Origin of the sequence: Bradyrhizobium sp. AZCC 1578 (assembly GCF_036924675.1) — a bacterium.
In the GTDB taxonomy this organism is placed as follows: Bacteria; Pseudomonadota; Alphaproteobacteria; order Rhizobiales; family Xanthobacteraceae; genus Bradyrhizobium.
In genome coordinates this window covers 2007219-2024320 of record NZ_JAZHRZ010000001.1, presented here as the reverse complement: position 1 = coordinate 2024320, position 17102 = coordinate 2007219, and the positions used below count along the sequence as shown (strand labels likewise).

Below are 17102 nucleotides of genomic sequence, written 5' to 3'. Positions count from 1 at the left end.
CCCTTCGCGATCAGCCCGTCGCCTCCCGATACCAGTCGAACAGATTGTCGGTCTCGTTGGCCCAGCCGCTGATCACCGGGCGGAGCGTGTTGGCGGCAGCTTCCACTTTCAGGCGGTGCATCACCGGGATGAACACGATGTCCTGCATCATGATGTCGTTGGCCTTGATGTAGAGAGCGGCGCGCTTCACCATGTCGGTCTCGGCCTCGGCGGCGTCGATCGTCGCGTCATATTCCTTGTTGACCCAGCGCGGGAAGTTCACGCCCTGCCACTTGTTCTCCTTGGTGGCGACATTGCGCGAATGATAGCGGCGCATGTGCTGGGCCGGATCCGGCTGGCTCATCGGGATCTGGAACATCTCGAGGTCAGCATAGAACTTGGCGTAGGTGTCGGGGTTGGCGACGTCGGAGGAGAAGAACACCGAGGCGACCACCGATTTCAGCTCGACGTCGATGCCGGACTTCTGACAGGCCTGCTTGACGATCGCCTGGGTCTTCTGGCGCGGGCCGTTGATCGCGGTCTGGTAAAGAAGCTTCAGCTTCTTGCCGTCCTTCTCGCGAATGCCGTCCGCGCCGACTTTCCAGCCCGCGTCCTCCAGCAGCTTGGACGCCTTCTCGATGCTGAATTCCCAGCTAGTGTTTTTGGAAACAAACTTCTCGGGGCCGTTGAGGAAATTGGGAGTGACGCGTCCGGCGCGGCCATAGATCACTTTCTTAACGGCCTCGCGGTCGACCAGCATCGAGAGTGCCTTGCGCACCGCGGGATCGGAGAGCAGCGGGTGCTTGGTCTTGATCGAGGAACGCTCGCCGTCGACCTCGGTATTGGGGTCGGTGAAGTTGAGGGCGATAAATTCGGTGTCGCCACCGACCGCATAGACGGTCTTGCCCTTGCCGCCCTTTTCCAGGCGCAGCAGGACGTCGTCTTCCACCTGGATGTTCCAGCCGAAATCATACTCGCCGGTCTGGATGACGGCGCGCGCAGCCGAGACCGCGTCGCCGCCGCCCTTCATCTCGACGGTGTCGAAGTGTGGGCGGTTCGGCATATGGTAGTCTGGATTGAACACGCCGCGGATCACATCGCCCGGCTTGAACTCGACGAATTTGTAGGGACCGGTGCCGACGGGGGCGAGGTTGTTCGGCGCTTCGCGCGACTTGGCTCCCTTGTAGTCCGCGAACAGGTGTTTTGGGATGATGCAGTTGGGGGCGCCGACAAAGGCATCGGCCCAGAATGGCGTCGGCTTCTTGAAGAGGATGCGGACGGTGAGGTCGTCGACCTTCTCCACAGTGATGTCGCGATGAAAGCCGATGGTCACGGTGGCGGTGGCGGGATCGCGGGCGTATTCCCAGTTGAACACCACGTCATCGGCGGTGAAGGGTTTGCCGTCGTGCCATTTGACGCCGGGCTTGAGTTTCCAGATCACCGATTTGCCGTCGGCGGCGAGGCCACCGTTCTGCAGCGAGGGAATTTCGGCGGCCAGAACCAGCTTCATGTTGCCGTCCGGGTCCCAGCAGGCGAGCGGCTCATAGAACAGGCGCGAGCCGTCCTGGTCCTTGGTGCCGGTGGCAAAATGCGGATTGAGCAGGGTCGGTCCTTGCCACCAGAGCAGTTTCAGCGCGCCGCCGCCGCCGCGCTTGGTCGGCTTGTAGACGGAGGGGCCTTCGGCCATGGCCACGCCGCCAATGGCCAGAATCTGCGTCGCCATGGGTGCGGTGAGACCGAAAGCAAGCATACGCCGAACGAAGCCGCGGCGATCCATGCGCCCGTCCTTCACTTCGTCGATCATGGCTTTGAGTTCAGTGTCCAGCATCGTTGTCCCCGTCTGGTTTTCGTTTGGTTGTGGCCGGGCCCGCGGGCCGCGGCCGACGGAAGGTAGATTGCGCATCGTTTGAACGCAAACGGTTCAATGGTCGTCGTTTGGGCAAAAAGTCCTTGCACCGCACACGGCTTCGGCAATCCGGCCGTTTCTGTGCGCCAAATTTGTTCGCTTGGTCAGACCAGCGACATGTCCAGCGGCGGGGCCACGCTGTCCGGCAGCGGGCTGACATAGGGGGTGCGGGCGGTGCGCTTGCTCAGGTCGGCCTTGGCGGCGGCGATCAGGTCCGGTTCCGTCAGAGCCCTGACGCCCAGCCCCGCCATGGCCTTGGCGGCCTGCACCATGGCCTTGTGGGCGTGCGGGCTCTTGCCCTGCGCCACCACCTGCCAGGTGTGCAAGGGGGTGCCGATGGCAATGGTCGGGGCATGAACCTGGACGGTTGGCACGACCCAGCTCACGTCGCCTACATCGGTGGATCCGATCAGCGGGTTGCGCTTGGCGTCCAGCGGCACGATGAAATCGGCCAGCGGCCGCTCGGTCGGCTCCATGCCGATCGCATGATAGACGGTGGCGATATCCTTCTCGGTCAGCGTTGAGCGGATCTTTTGCGCGAAATCCTTATCGGCTTCGTCGAAATGCGGCGGGCCGAGTTCCTCCATGATGCCGTGAAGGGCCTGTTCGAGCGGAGTGTTGGGCAGCAAATTGGAGACGGCGGAAATGATCCGCATCTCCACACTCGTTTCGGTCATCAGCGCCGCGCCTTGCGCGATCTTGTGGACGCGCTCCACCAGTTCGTTCATGCCGGGCAGATCGCGGGCGCGGATCGAATAGCGCACGCGGGCATGGGCCTGCACCACGTTGGGGGCGATGCCGCCGGTGTCGAGCAGGGCGTAATGCACGCGGGCGTCGCTCGGCATGTGCTCGCGCATATAGTTGACGCCGACATTCATCAATTCAACTGCATCGAGCGCGCTGCGGCCGAGATGCGGCGAGGCCGCGGCATGCGAGGTGCGCCCGGTGAAAATGAAATCGGCGCGGGTGTTGGCGAGCGAGGGCGTCACCACGACTTCCCAGAAACTGTGGGGATGCCAGGTGATCGCGATATCGGCGTCGTCGAAGGCGCCCGATCGCACCATGAAGGTTTTCGCCGCTCCGCCTTCCTCTGCGGGGCAGCCGTAATAGCGCACGCGCCCCGGCACCTTGTGCTCGGCGAGCCAATCCTTCACGGCCGTGGCCGCGAGCAGGGCGGCGGAGCCGAGCAGATTGTGGCCGCAACCATGGCCATGGCCGCCGGCCTGCAGCGGCCGCGGTTCCGCCACTCCAGCCTCCTGGCTGAGACCGGGCAGGGCGTCATATTCGCCAAGGAAGGCGATCACGGGTCCGCCTTTGCCCCATTCGCCCATCAGGGCGGTAGGAATGCCTGCGACCTGCTCCGTGATGCGGAAACCCTGATGACGCAGCTCGGCGAGATGTTCGGCGCAAGAACGCGCCTCGGTGTAGCAGATCTCGGGCATCGCCCAGACCCGGTTGCTCAAGTCTATGAAGCGCGGCTTGATGGTGTCGACGCCACGCCAGATGCTACTGCGGTTATCCATCTTCCAATTCCTGACTTAGAGGCGATGTGAGCAATTGTTACCAGCTTCGCGAGATAACGCCCAGCGCAGGGCAGGTATCCGCCATGCTCGTCACACCTTAAAGACGTGCGGCCTGAACAGCCGGCCCTTCTCCACCACCAGCACCACCGCGAGCGCGGCCAGCGTGCAGAGCAGGAAGCCGGTCGCGAACGGCACCAGCGTCCCGTCGTAATCCTGGCCGATGGTGGCGCCGATGCCGATGCCGAGCAGGGTGGTGATCGAGCCGTACAGCGACGCGGCGGTACCGGCGATATGGCCCTGCGGCTCCATGGCGAGCGCGGTGAAATTGGCGATCATCAACCCGAACGCAAACATCATGGATACCGAGAGCACCATGAACAGCGGCAACGGCAGCATCTGCATTTTCGCCGCGACCAGCATGGTTGCGGCGATGACCACGAAGCCTAGCAGAGCAGCGTGGGAGATCACACGCATGCCGAGGCGGCCGACGAGGCGGGAATTAACGAAGCCGGCGATGGCGGTTCCGACCGCGACGCCGGCAAACGCAAGCGGAAAATAATATCCGAGCTTGTAGATCTCGGTGAACACCTGCTGCGACGTAAACACGAACGCGAACAGCGAACCCAATATGCCGCCGGCGACCAGCGCATAACCCAGCGTCTGGCGATTGGTCAGCGTCTGGCGGAACGCGTCAAGCACCTCGCCGACGGCGAGCGACCTGCGCTTTTCGACCGGCAGCGTCTCGGGCATGCGCAGCGCGCTCCAGATCAGCGCCACCACGCCATACAGCATCAGCACGATGAAGATGCCGCGCCATTGCGTCAGCAGCAGCACGGCCTGGCCGAAGGCCGGGGCGACCACGGGCACCGCGATGAACATCATCATCGCCAGCGACATCACGCTGGCCATGCGCCGGCCGGCATAGCAGTCGCGCACGATCGATGTCGCGATCACGCGGGTTGCCGAGGTGCAGAGGCCTTGCAGTGCGCGAGCCAGCAGCAGCGTTTCGAAAGAGGGGGCGGCAATCGCGAGCAGGCTGGCGATGCAATAGACGGCCATGCCCCCGAGCAGGACCGGCCGCCGGCCGAACCGGTCGGATAAGGGGCCCATCACGAACTGCCCGACGCCGAAGCCGACCAGGAAGATCGACAGCACCATCTGCGGCCGGTTGGCCGAGGTGATGTGGAAGGCGGACGCGATGTCCGGCAGCGCCGGCAGCATCATGTCCATCGCAAGCGGATTCAGCGCCATGATCGACGCGATCACGATCACAAATTCGGGGAAGCCCATCGGGCGGTGGCCTGAAGCGGCCAAGGCATCGGCACTGGTATCGGACAACGAAAAACCCTCTTGAGCGCGGCACCTTATGGATTCTAGTGCGATGCACAATCGGCGTTTTCGAATGGCAGACCATCGGCCGAACGCACATCGATCGGGCAGATCAGTGCTGCCAGGCTGGCCTATTCGCCGGCGAGTGCCTCATTGCACCGCTTGGCAAACGCCATGAGATAGGCACCCATCTCGGCGGAAAGCCGCGCGGTTGGTTGCACATTCTGTGTGCTCATGTTCAGCGCATAGACCGGCAGACCTTTGACGACGATCGGTGTCGCAACCGCGAGAACGCCGCGCTGCCACGACACGGCGCAATACCCATCGCGCTTGACCGACCGGATCGATCGTTGCACCTCGGCGAGCAAGCTTTGCGTTGCCCCGGCGCTGCGCCGCTTGAATGTTGCGAACAGGCGGGCTCTTTCCTGTTCAGTGATGCCCGCCAGATAGGCGCGCCCGAGCGAGGTCAACTCCATCGGCACCTGCTGTCCCGCAACGACGTTGCGTAGCGCCACGCGCGGGTCGAAGCGCACTGATTCCAGATAGACCATCATCGAGCGGTCCGCGGTGGCCAGTCCTACATTTATCCTTCGCCGCATGGATTCGGCACGCATCATCCGGCCCAAGGCGTTGAGCACCGGCGAGCTCACGCGCATCGCATGCCCGAAGCTGATCACCGCTGCGGCGAGCCGGTAGGCGCGTTCGCTGCGAACGTCGTCCAGCATGCCCGATTGCACAAGCGTGCGCGTGAGCCGGCTGACCGTTGCGCGGGGAATTCCGGTTCGTTCCGCGATCTCTCCATTTCCGAGAACATCGATGCCCTGGCGGAATGCGCGCAGGATCTCGATGCCCCTTTGCAACGAACGATTGCCGCCCGCAGCTCTCATGGCGCGCCGCCTCCCTCGGCTTGTCCAAGGGATAGGCGAGATCGCCGGCGGGAAGCAAGCGGCCGGCCCATGCCGTCACCTTGGCAGCGTCGGCACCTGTTCTGCCAATTCCACTAGATGGAAATGGCCTCGGGCGCTGCAGAATTGCCCGTGCTAGCTGCAGGAGCGCGGCCCGGAAAGAAGCCGCCGTGACAGACGCATTTTCCAAATGCCCGAAAACAGCCCAAGGGAGGCACGCATGCCAAAGAGCAAGGCCATCTGTCCTTCAAGAACCGCGGCGCGCCGGCGCCTGCCGATCATTGTTGCCGCTCTGTCGTTGATGGCGGCGCTGGCCGGCACCCCGGTCCGGGCCGAATACCCGGCCAAGGTCATCAAGATCGTCGTTCCCTTCTCCTCCGGCGGCGGCACCGACATCATCGCGCGAACGCTGGCACAGGAGATCTCGACGGATTTGGGTAAGCCGGTCATCATCGAGAACAAGCCGGGCGCCGGCACCGTCATCGGGACCCAGCTTGTCGCGACCAGCGAGCCCGATGGCTACACGCTGCTACTGGCAAGCTTCGCCCATGCGGTCAATCCGAGTCTGAACAACAAGCTTCCGTTTGATCCGCACAAGGATTTCGCGGCGGTCTCGCTGATCGCGCGATCGCTCAATATCGTCGTCGTCAATCCAGCATCGAAGATCAAATCGGTCGCCGACTTGATCGCGGAAGCCAGGGCCAACCCTGCAAAACTCAACTACGGTACGTTCGGCACGGGGACTTCGGCCCATCTGGCGGGCGAACTGTTCAAATCGATGGCCAATGTGAACCTGACCACGGTGTCTTACCGGGGCGCCGCGCCGGCGATCACCGATCTTTTGGGCGGCCAGATCGATGTCATCTTCACCACGGTGGCAAGCGCCGCCTCGCTCATCGGAGGCGGGCAATTGCGAGCATTGGCCGTCACTACCGCGGAACGTTCGTCTGCATTTCCCGATTTGCCGACGGTCGCCGAGGCCGGGGTGCCAGGCTACGCCGCGGAGAGCTGGTACGGATTGTACGCGCCGGCGAAGACGCCTGCGCCAATCATCGAGCGTCTGAACAAGGCCGTCGCAAAGGCGGTTCAATCCTCGGCTTTCAAGCGCCTCGAAACCAATGAGGGCCTGATCATGGTCGGCGGCGCCCCCGAAGAGCTCGACCGCTATGTGCGGGACGAGGAAGCGCGATGGGGCAAGCTGATCAAGGACGCGAACATCAAGGTGGAGTAGTCCGCAACGTCGCCAGGACATCCATGAGATCCATCATCCGGTGAGAGGTAACGATGACTAGCCTGGTCGAGTATTCAGTTGAGGATTCCGTCGCCATCGTGCGATTGAACAGGCCGGATGTGCGCAACGCCATCAACGATGAGATGCGTGCCCAGTTCATCGCCGTGTTCGACCGCGCCGGTAACGACGAGGCGGTGCGGGCAGTGGTCCTCACCGGCAATGGAAAATCGTTCTGTTCGGGCGGCGATATTTCCGGCATGCGCGATCGGCTGCAGGCGCCGGCCGGAAAGGTGGCGTTCAACGGCTGGCGCAGACAGCAGCAGACTCACCGCAGTGTCGCGGCACTCCACGGCATGGGGAAGGTGACGGTTGCGGCGGTGAACGGCGCCGCCGCGGGTCTCGGATGCGATCTCGCGCTCGCCTGCGATTTCATCGTGGCTTCGGAAGATGCGGCGTTCAGCATGAGCTTCGTTCGTCGCGGACTGGTCTCCGATGGCGGAGGCATGTACTTCCTGCCGCGCCGGATCGGGCTGTCCCGCGCCAAGGAGATGATCTTCACCGGCCGTCCCGTGGGTTCGGCCGAAGCCATCGCGATTGGCCTCGCAGATCGCGTGCGTTCGGCCGGGACGCTCGTGCATGATGCGGCCGCATGGGCGCGCGATCTCAGCAAGGGTTCTCTTGCAGCCATCGCTCTGACCAAGGGGATCATGGACCGCACGTTTGAAACGGCGGAAGAGCAGGTCTTTGCATTGGGACGCGAGGCCCAGGCGATCTGCTACACGACTGCCGAGCACCGGGAATCGGTGGCGGTATTCCTCGACAAATCCGGGCGCTAGGAGGCCGATATGGACGCTCTGGAACGTTTGATCCGACCGAAGAGCGTGGCGATCATCGGCGCGTCGGCCGATGCCGGCAAGTTGACCAGCCGTCCGCTCGCCTTTCTGCAAAAGCATGGCTACGGGCACGAAATCTTTCCCGTGAACCCACGCTATCCGTCGATTTCCGGCCATCCCTGCTTTCCGGACATCCGGTCGTTGCCGCATGCGCCCGATGTTGCCATCGTTCTGGTCGGCTCTGCGCGCGTTCCGGAAGCGGTGAGGGACCTCGGCGCCATCGGCACCGGGGCGGCCATCGTGCTCGCCGGCGGATTTGGCGAAAGCGGCGCGGACGGAATGGCGCGACAGCAGGCGTTGAAAAGCGCCGCGGGCGGCATGCGGCTGCTCGGGCCGAATACGATCGGCCTCGTCAATCTCACCGATGGGATCGCATTGTCGGCGAGTGCGGCGCTTCAGAACAGCCAGGCTGTGCCCGGCTCGATCGCGCTGGTATCGCAGAGCGGGGGCATTCTCGGATCGCTGCTGTCGAGAGCCGAGGCCCAGGGGATCGGGTTTTCCAAACTGATCGCGACGGGCAATGAAGCCGATATCGATGTATCCGATCTCGTCGACTACCTGATCGACGATCCCGCCACGCAGGTGATTGCGCTCTATCTGGAAGGCCTGCGCAAGCCGATGCAGTTTCGCCAGGCGGCGCAGCGGGCGGCGCAAGCCGGCAAGCCGATCGTCGCCTTCAAGGTCGGGCGATCCGAGTCCGGCGCCCATGCCGCAAGCTCGCATACCGGAGCGCTCGCGGGATCGGATGCCGTCTACGATGCGTTGTTCAGGCAACTCGGTATCATCAGGGCGCTGCAATTCTCCGATCTGCTCGATATTCCGCAGGCATTAAGCTCCGGGCGGCGACTGAAAGGTCGCCGTATCGCCGTGGTGACATCAACCGGCGGCGCGGCGAGCCTGGTCGCCGACGCGGCCGGCCTGGCGGGGTTTGAGACCCTGGCGCCGGACCAGATGACGGCCGAGCGCTTGAAGGCGCTGAACATCCCGGATGCCGTGCTGGATCGAAACCCGATCGACGTTACCTTGGCGGGCGTGAAATCCGAATACTTTCGAGGTGTGCTCGACAGCGTGCTCGAAAGTCCTTCCTACGATGCGGTTGCCGTCATCCTGGGATCGTCCTCGATCACCGAGCCAGAGATTGTCGGCGCGCCCTTGCGCGATTGCTTCGCCCGGACCGACAAGCCGATTGTGACATTTGCCAGTCCCCACGCGCCGCAGGCGATCAGGCATCTCAATCTCTCGGGCATACCGACTTTCGCCACCCCAGAGGCCTGCGCCACCGCGTTTTCCGCCATGTGGCGCATGCGCGACAAGAGTTCTCCGCAAGTCAGCGCGCCGACTGTCCCCGCGGCGTTTGGAGCCGATGTCCAGAGCATGCTGCGGCCAGGTCCTCTCAACGAGTATGAGAGCAAGGCGCTGTTTGCGAAGTTCGGCGTTCCGATCACCCGCGAGGTCTGTGTCGCTACATCAGAGAAAGCTGCGCCCGCTGCGCTGAATTTCGGCGGCAACGTCGCGATCAAGATTCTCTCGCGCGAGGTGCTTCACAAGTCCGATGTCGGGGGAGTGGCGGTTAATATCGCGCCCGGTGAGGCCGGAGCCATCTGCATGCGTATGGCAGAAGGCTTTTTGTCGGCGACAGGCCGAAAGCCCGAGGGATTTCTGGTTCAGGAACTGGTGACCGGTGGCATCGAAATGATCCTCGGTTTCAAGTACGACAAGCAGCTTGGCCCCTCGATCCTGCTCGGCATGGGCGGCATCGCCGCCGAACTTTACAAGGACACCGCCGTGAGACTGGCGCCGCTTTCGCGGCGGGATGCGGAGGAAATGATCGACGAGCTGAAGTCAGCCCCGCTGCTGCGCGGCTTTCGCGGCCGTCCCGTTGCGGATGTCGATGCTCTCGTCGACGCCATGCTCGCTTTCTCCAGCATGGCGACGTCGATCGGAAAGAACCTACTGGAGGCGGAGATCAATCCTTTGTTTGTCTTGCCGAGAGGGAACGGAGTTAAGGCGGGAGACGGTGTCGTCGTTGTCGCGGCAGATGGGGATGGCAGAGGCTGAAGCCCTCCTGGCAGGTAAATTGCTTTGTTGCACAATGGGTTGCTTCGAGATGAGCGGCCGAAGGGGCCGGCTATCAAGCGGCCGGTTTTCCCGCCGCCAAAGACGTTGTTCTGGAGGACCGCTTGCTCTATCCCCTACGCTCGAGACAATCGTTGTGATCGAACGGAGACCTTGTGTCCGGACAGACCTTGAAGATTGGCACGCGCAAGAGCGCGATGGCGCTGGCGCAGACCGAAGCGATCGCACGGCTGCTGCGCGCGGCCGATCCCGCGCTCGATGTCGAGATCGTCAAGTTCGAAACCCGCGGCGACCAGGACCAGACCAGCAAGCTGCTGCGCCACGGCGGCAAGGGCGGTGCCTTCGTCGCCGAAATTCGCGAGGCCATGCGCGGCGGAGAATTGCAGGCGGCGATGCATTCGCTCAAGGACGTTCCGGGCAACGAGGAGACGCCGGGCCTGATCATCGCGGCGACCCTGCCGCGCGATCCGGCCAACGACGCGCTGGTGTTGCGTCCGGGCCTTTCGCTGGATGCGTTTCGCGCATCGAAAGGTAAAGGCTTCAAGATCGGCACCAATGCGGTGCGACGCGCCGCCTATCTGCGCCGGCTGTTCCCCGAGGCCACCGTAATCCATTTCCGCGGCGCCGCCGATACCCGTGTCGCAAAGCTCGATCGCGGCGACAAGCAGCGGCTTCCCGATGGCGGCGAGGTGGGACCGGCGGATGCGCTGGTGATGGCAAGGTCAGGGCTCGAACGCATCGGAATGGCATCGCGCATCGTCCATGACTTTTTGGTTCGCGAAATGCTGCCCGCGGTAGGGCAGGGCATCGTCGCGGTGGAATGCGTCGAGAAGGACTGGGTCACGCGCGGCCGGCTCGCCAAGATCGAGGACGCCTCGTCGCGCCTCTGCGCCGAGGCCGAGCGCGAAGTGCTGTGGGTTTTAAACGGCCACTGCAACTCGCCGATCGCCGGCCATGCGACGTTGGCGGATCGTGAGATGACGCTGACGGCCGCCGTGCTGGATGAAGCCGGCGACTGCTTTATCGAGGTGTCGCGGAGTGGCCCGGCAGATCGCCCCCGCGAACTCGGTCGCGCCGTTGGGCTCGATCTGCTCGACAAGGGCGCGGCAGAGATTATCGCGCGCACGCGGCCGCAGGAGGATTCCCTGCTTTCGTGAGGGACGCGTTCCCCGGATGGAGCGACGCGACGAAGCAATCCATAGAGCCGCAAGCGTAGAAATGGATTGCTTCGCTGCGCTCGCAATGACGGGTTAGTATTACAGCCACAAAATCTTCTTGCGATACTCGAGATCCGTCAGCAGCGGTTGCGCCGGACCCTGATGGAACACCGCGCCGCGTTCCAGCGCGAAGACGCGGTCGGCGAGCGCGAGCACCAGATCGAGATTGTGCTCGACGATCACGATGGAGATGTGTTGTCGCAGCCGGTCGAACACCTTGAACAGTTCGAGGATCACGGCCGGTGCCAGCCCCTCGAAGGGCTCATCGAGCAGCAGGAGTTTGACGTTGCCCGACATCGCGCGCGCCACCGCCACCATCTGCTGCTCGCCGCCGGAAAGATAATCCGCCGCGACGTCCATGCGCTCGCGCAGGCGCGGGAAATAGTTGAGGATCTGCGCTTCGTCCCACACCACGCCGTTGCTGCCGTCGGTCTTGCGCGCGAGACGCCCGAGCGAGAGATTTTCCCGTACCGTCATCCCGGCGAACAGGCCGCGGCCCTGCGGCACATAGCCGATGCCGGCGCGCGCTATCTCGGGCGCAGGCAGGCGGGAGATGTCCATGCCGGAATATTCGATCGCGCCTGACGACAACGGCACGAGGCCTGCGAGCGTCTTCAGGAGCGTCGACTTGCCGGCGCCGTTGCGGCCGAGCAGCGCAACGATTTCCCCTTCGCGCACGTCGAGGGTGGCGTCGTGCAGGATATGGCTCTTGCCGTAGAACGTGTTGACGCGTTCGAAGCGCAGAATGGGGGCTGTGCTGTCGCGGGCCTGCTCGCTCGTGACATGCTCGACCTCGGGAACGCCGGTGCCGGTATAGATCTCCTGCACCTTGCGGTCGGCGCGCACGGCCTCGGGCGTGCCGGTCATGAGCACTTCACCCTGGTTCATCACGGTGACGGTGCGGGAGAAGCCGAGCACGCGATCGATGTCGTGCTCGACGATCAGGACCGGAATGTTGGCGGCGATGTTCTTGACCAGGTTCGAGACGCGCTCGCGCTCGGCGGCGGCAAGCCCGGCGAGTGGTTCATCCAGCAGCAGCACCTGCGGCTTGGAGCCGAGGGCGATGCCGAGATCGACCAGCCGCTGCCCGCCATAGGACAGTTCGCCGCCTTCGATTGTCTCGATGCCTTCGAGGCCGAGAAACTTGATCAGTTCCGCGGTCTCGGCGTGGATATCCCTGTAATGGTCGATGTCGCGCCACAGGTCGAAACGCCCCGGGCTTTGCGCCTGTAGCGACAGGCGAAGGTTTTCGTAGATCGACAGCCCCTTGAACAGGTTGGTGATCTGGAACGAGCGCGCCAGCCCCTGATGGCAGATCGCCTCCGACGGCACGCCCTGGATCTCGCGGCCGTTCAGCCTGATGGTGCCGCTGTCGGTCGGATAGAGGCCGGAGACCAGATTGAACAGCGTGGTTTTTCCCGCGCCATTCGGCCCGATCAAGGCGTGAATTTCGCCCGCGCCGACGGTGAGGCTCGCATCGGTCACCGCGCGAATGCCGCCAAAGCTCTTCGAGACGCCTTGCACGTTGAGCACAATACCCTCGAGCGCTTTCGGCCGCAGGAAGGCCGGCAAAGGCAGGTCTTGGTAGATTTTGCGCCTGCTCATCGCGGCGGTTTCTTCCGGCGGCGGCCACCAGCGCTTTGCGAGTGTCGCCCAGATGCCGACGAGGCCGCCTGGCGAATACAGCACGAAGGCGACGAAGACGAGACCGAACCAGAGCAGCCAGTTCGGCGTCCAGATTGAAAACAACTCGCGGAACAGGATGAAGAACAGCGCGCCGATCGCCGGTCCGAGCATGCTGCGCATGCCGCCGATCACGACGATGGCGAGCAGTTCGCCGGAGAACGGGACGGAAACGGCCTCGGCAGAGACCAGATAGTTCTGGAAGCCGATCAGCCCGCCGGCAAAGCCGGTCACGACCGCCGAGATCACGAAGACCCCGAGCTTGTAGCGCTCGACCGGATAGCCCTGGAACGTGGCGCGCAACTGGTTCTCGCGGATCGCCATCAGCACATGGCCGAACGGCGAGCGCACCAGCCGCAGCAGGAGATAAAGCACGCCGAGGCAGAGTGCGGAGACGACGAGGTAATAGTTGAGTGCGTTATCGAGGCTGAACGGGCCAATGCTGCCCCGCTTCAGGCCGCCGAGACCGTCCTCGCCGCCGGTTACCGCGGTCCAGCGAAAAGCGATGGTATAGGTCAGCGCCGACAGCGCCAGCGTCAGCAGCGAGAAATAGACGCCGCGCCGGCGCAAAATGACGAAGCCGACGAAGGTCGCGATGACGGCGACGACGATCGCCGCAAGTAGCAGCGGCAGGAAGATGTCGCCACCGAACCAGTTGCGCTGGATCAGTCCCGCCGCATAGGCGCCGATGCCGAACCAGGCGCCGTGGCCGAACGAGACGAGCCCGGTATAGCCGATGCAGAGGTTGAGCCCCATCGCGGCAATGGCGAGCGCCACCACCATCGTGCCGGTGTTGAGTGACAGGCCGAGCAGATAGAGGCCGAACGGCAGCACGATGACGGCAAGCGCGGCCAGCAGCAGCGGACGAAATTTGGCGGCAGGCGTCATCATTCGAACTTCTCGATACGTTCGCCGAGCAGCCCGCGCGGCCGCACCATGAGCACCAGGAACATCAGCACATAGATCGAGGCTTCACCGGCAGCCGGCGCGAAGTGGATGGTGATGCCCCTGACGACACCGACCAGAAGGGCTGATATCACCACGCCCCAAAAGCTGCCGAGGCCGCCGATCACGACGACGACAAAGGCAACCGTGATGATCTCGGCGCCCATCGCCGGATGCACGATCGTGATCGGTGCAAAGAAGGCGCCGCCGAGCGCGGCCATGCCGACGCCCAGCATGACGATCGCGGTCATGTAGGGCTGCAAGCGAATGCCGAGTGCGGCGACCATGTCCGGCCGCTGGATGCCGGCGCGCACCACGCGGCCGAACGACGTCTTGTGCAGCAAGAGCCAGACACCGAGCAGGACTGCAGCGACGACGGCGAGGATGAGCAAGCGATAGCGCGAGAACAGGAAATCGCCGAGGAACACCGAGCCGCGAAGCGCCTGCGGGATCGCGGCCGAGATCGGCGGCGCGCCCCAGATGATGCGGATCGCCTGTTCAGTCACCATGGCGAGGGCGAACGTCACGAGCAAGCTCAGGATCGGGTCGGCGTCGTAGAACCTTCGCAGGATGAAGCGCTCGAAGAGAATGCCGAGCAGCGCGACCGCAACCGGCGACAGCACCACCGCCGAGCCGAAGCCGAGATACTTCGTGATCTCGACGGAAATGTAGGCGCCGAGCGCATAGAACGCGCCATGCGCGAGGTTGACGATGCCGCCGACGCTGAAGATCAGCGACAGCCCAAGCGCAATCAGGAGGTAATAGCCTCCGAGCACCAGGCCATTCACCACCTGTTCAAGCAGGAATCCAAACTGCATCTGCGATCCGCGACTCTAACCGCACCTTGAAAAAGAGACGGCGCCGGCCGATCTGTGCCGGCGCCGTTAACGCCAGTGTGCCCGACGCCCGGATTCGGGCTTCTATGCCTTCATGTTGCAGGGATTTTGCGTCTTCGTCGGGTAGATCGTTTCAAGGTCGGCGCCCGCGGCCGGAACGGCCTCGCCGAGCACCAGCATGTCCCACTTGTCCTTCATCTCGTTCTTCGCCTTCACCGTGAAGGGATAGGCCTCCTGAACGAGCTGATGGTCCCAGGATCGGAAATACGCCTTGCGCGACTTCATGATGTCGAACTGCGTCTGCTTCTCGAAATAGCCGATCAGCGCGTCGCTCTCGGTCGACTTGGTCTCGGTGATCGCCTGCGCGATCATTTTCAGCGTGATGTATTCGATCCAGGCATGGTTCTCCGGCGGCTTGCCGTATTTCTTGCTGAAGGCCTCGACGAAGGCCTTGGACGCCGGATTGTCGAGCGTGTGGTACCAGACCGTCGGCCAGGTGCCGGAAAGATTGCCTTCGCCCATCGCCCAGGCGTCGCCGGTATTGAGGTTGAAGCCGACGAGCGGGTAGGGGAAGCCGAACTCGGCATATTGCTTGACGAGATTGGTGACCTGGTTGCCGGCGAGGTTACAGCAGACGACATCGGGCTTGGCCTGCCGCACCTTCAGGAGATACGGGCTGAAGTCGGTAACGTCGGTCGCGATCAGCTCGTCGCCGATCAGGGTAGCGTCGTTGGCGCTGAAGAAGGCCTTTGCCGCCTTCAAGAGGTCGTGGCCGAAAATATAGTCCGCCGTCAGCGTGACGAACTTCTTGCCCTTCACCATGCTCTTCTGCTTGAGCGCGGTGCCGACGGCGTTGACCATCACCGTGTTGGGAATGTCGCAATGGAAGGAGTAGCGGTTGCAGTCCTTGCCGCGCAGCGCGTCCGAGCGCGCGCCGGTCGAGAAGAACACCTTCTTGTTGCGTTCGGCGACTTGCATGATGGTCAGCGACGAGGCGGATGAGATTTCGCCGAACAAGAGCACGGCGCCGTCCTGTTCGATCATGCGCTGCGCCTTGGTCGAGGCGGTGGCGGGGTTGACGGAGTCTTCCGACATCAGGTCGATTGGCTTGCCCATGATGCCGCCGGACGCGTTGATCTCCTCCGCCGCCATCTTCACCCCTAGCTGGGCGTAGCTGCCGATCGCGCCGAGGAAACCGGTCAGCGGCACCAGATGGCCGATTTTGATCCGCGCGGCCTGTGCGCGGACGATGGCGGGAGATCCGATAGCGGATACGCCGGCAAAAGCGGCGCCGGCCTTCAACAGAGTGCGTCGGCTAAAGCGGGTCATGACTGATCTCCTCCCGAGAGTTCGCCTTGACGTTCTCCCTCCGATTCCCGCTTATGCGACAATGTGAGAGACGTTCTTTTATTATTGTAGGATATTTCCGGACGCGGCGTCGGCTGTCAACGCCAAATGCGTCGTGGCCGCGCAGCACCGCGCACTGAGGCAATTCAGAAAGAGTGAGGTCAGGAAATCAGGAGGATTTCGCCAGACCCCGTGCGCCGAATTCGATCGACAGCCGGCTGGCGGCCGATTGCACCAGCTTGGCGCGGCTCTGCACCACCTGATCGGTCATGCGCCAGATCGGGCCGGAGATGCCGAGCGCGCCGATCACTTCGCCGGTGAAATGATACACCGGCACCGCAACGCAGCGGACTTCTGCGTTGTATTCGCCGTCGTCGAATGCGATCGCGTTGCGGCGGATTTCGGCGATCTCGCGCATCAGCACGGCGGGATCGGTGATCGATTTTTTCGTCGAGGGCTTCAGCTCGACGCGTTCGAGAAAGCGCTTCAACTGATCGGGGCGGAGCGAGGCCAGCATGATCTTGCCGAGCGCGGTGCAGTGCGCCGGCCGCACCACGCCGACGCGGTCGGCCAGTTGGAACGCGCCAGCCCCGCTGGTGCGGGCGATCACGACCACCGCGTCGCCCATGCGCACGGCAAAATGACCGCTCTCGCCGGTCTCTCGCGACAGCTCTTCCAGGATTGGCGTGGCCAGATTGACCATCTCGATTTCGTCGAGCGCGCTGGCCGCCAGCGCAAACAGCGGCCGGCCGACGCGGTAACGTTTGGAATCGCGCTCCTGCCTGAGATAGCCGAGCGACACCAGCGTCTTGGCGAGATGAAAGGTGGTGGAATTGTGCAGGCCGACCAGCTTGCTGAGATCAGCCAATCCAATGCCTTCGCGGTGGCGCGCGACTTCTTCCAGGATCGAGAACGCGCGCCCGAGCGACTGCACGCCGCCGCGTGCGCGCTCCTCGGCTTCGTCGTCGATGTTGGGCTCGCTCGACGGCATCAGCCTTGCGATCGAAACCTTGCGTGGGCCTGCAGGCTTGTCGCTCGTCCTCGGCTTGGTGCGCGGCTTCACGGAATCAGTTCTCCAGGTGGGCGAGGCGAAGTCTAGCAGGTCGCCCTTGCCCTTCAACGGCATCACCTCCGGTCGGAGGTGCGATTCAGCATACCACAATAGCAATTGACGTACAGTATTATGAGAAATAGGTTCGCGAGGCAGCCGACCGCGCGAGGTAAAGACGCGG

12 protein-coding genes are annotated in these 17102 nt (G+C 63.4%); 4 read left to right on the top strand and 8 right to left on the bottom strand.

Annotated features, from left to right (window positions below; all coding sequences use genetic code 11):
- Positions 1 to 10: 10 nt before the first annotated feature.
- The 4 genes from V1290_RS10000 to V1290_RS09985 all read right to left on the bottom strand — a co-directional run bounded on the left by V1290_RS10000 (position 11) and on the right by V1290_RS09985 (position 5624).
- The gene (locus V1290_RS10000; protein WP_334364246.1) at positions 11 to 1807 is read right to left on the bottom strand and encodes a peptide ABC transporter substrate-binding protein; all 1797 of its coding nucleotides are present in this window, start codon (positions 1805 to 1807) and stop codon (positions 11 to 13) included.
- Positions 1808 to 1989: 182 nt separating this feature from the next.
- On the bottom strand, positions 1990 to 3408 hold the full coding sequence (locus V1290_RS09995; protein ID WP_334364245.1) for a M20 family metallopeptidase: 1419 nt from the start codon (positions 3406 to 3408) through the stop codon (positions 1990 to 1992).
- Between the two features lie 90 nt (positions 3409 to 3498).
- A complete protein-coding gene (locus tag V1290_RS09990) occupies positions 3499 to 4746 on the bottom strand; it encodes a multidrug effflux MFS transporter (protein WP_334364244.1) in 1248 nt (415 codons plus the stop codon).
- 122 nt (positions 4747 to 4868) lie between these two features.
- On the bottom strand, positions 4869 to 5624 hold the full coding sequence (locus V1290_RS09985) for an IclR family transcriptional regulator (protein ID WP_334364243.1): 756 nt from the start codon (positions 5622 to 5624) through the stop codon (positions 4869 to 4871).
- 238 nt (positions 5625 to 5862) lie between these two features.
- On the opposite strand from V1290_RS09985, the gene V1290_RS09980 reads away from it, so the two are divergent.
- From V1290_RS09980 to hemC, 4 genes are all read left to right on the top strand, one after another.
- Positions 5863 to 6873, top strand: a complete 1011-nt coding sequence (locus V1290_RS09980; RefSeq protein ID WP_334364242.1) for a tripartite tricarboxylate transporter substrate binding protein — start codon at positions 5863 to 5865, stop codon at positions 6871 to 6873.
- Between the two features lie 53 nt (positions 6874 to 6926).
- A complete protein-coding gene (locus V1290_RS09975; protein ID WP_334364241.1) occupies positions 6927 to 7709 on the top strand; it encodes an enoyl-CoA hydratase/isomerase family protein in 783 nt (260 codons plus the stop codon).
- Between the two features lie 9 nt (positions 7710 to 7718).
- Positions 7719 to 9824 carry an acetate--CoA ligase family protein gene (locus tag V1290_RS09970; RefSeq protein WP_334364240.1) on the top strand — a complete coding sequence of 702 codons (2106 nt, stop codon included), beginning with the start codon at positions 7719 to 7721 and terminating at the stop codon, positions 9822 to 9824.
- Positions 9825 to 10012: 188 nt separating this feature from the next.
- A complete protein-coding gene (gene hemC, locus V1290_RS09965) occupies positions 10013 to 10999 on the top strand; it encodes a hydroxymethylbilane synthase (RefSeq protein ID WP_334368981.1) in 987 nt (328 codons plus the stop codon).
- Between the two features lie 99 nt (positions 11000 to 11098).
- On the opposite strand, the gene V1290_RS09960 is transcribed toward hemC, so the two are convergent.
- The 4 genes from V1290_RS09960 to V1290_RS09945 form a co-directional block, all read right to left on the bottom strand.
- A complete protein-coding gene (locus V1290_RS09960; RefSeq protein WP_334364239.1) occupies positions 11099 to 13633 on the bottom strand; it encodes a branched-chain amino acid ABC transporter ATP-binding protein/permease in 2535 nt (844 codons plus the stop codon).
- Positions 13630 to 14505, bottom strand: a complete 876-nt coding sequence (locus tag V1290_RS09955) for a branched-chain amino acid ABC transporter permease (protein WP_057843407.1) — start codon at positions 14503 to 14505, stop codon at positions 13630 to 13632. The genes V1290_RS09960 and V1290_RS09955 overlap by 4 nt, the downstream gene beginning before the upstream one ends.
- Before the next feature lie 102 nt (positions 14506 to 14607).
- On the bottom strand, positions 14608 to 15852 hold the full coding sequence (locus V1290_RS09950) for an ABC transporter substrate-binding protein (protein WP_334364238.1): 1245 nt from the start codon (positions 15850 to 15852) through the stop codon (positions 14608 to 14610).
- Positions 15853 to 16039: 187 nt separating this feature from the next.
- Positions 16040 to 16933 carry an IclR family transcriptional regulator gene (locus V1290_RS09945; RefSeq protein ID WP_334364237.1) on the bottom strand — a complete coding sequence of 298 codons (894 nt, stop codon included), beginning with the start codon at positions 16931 to 16933 and terminating at the stop codon, positions 16040 to 16042.
- Positions 16934 to 17102 lie beyond the last annotated feature (169 nt).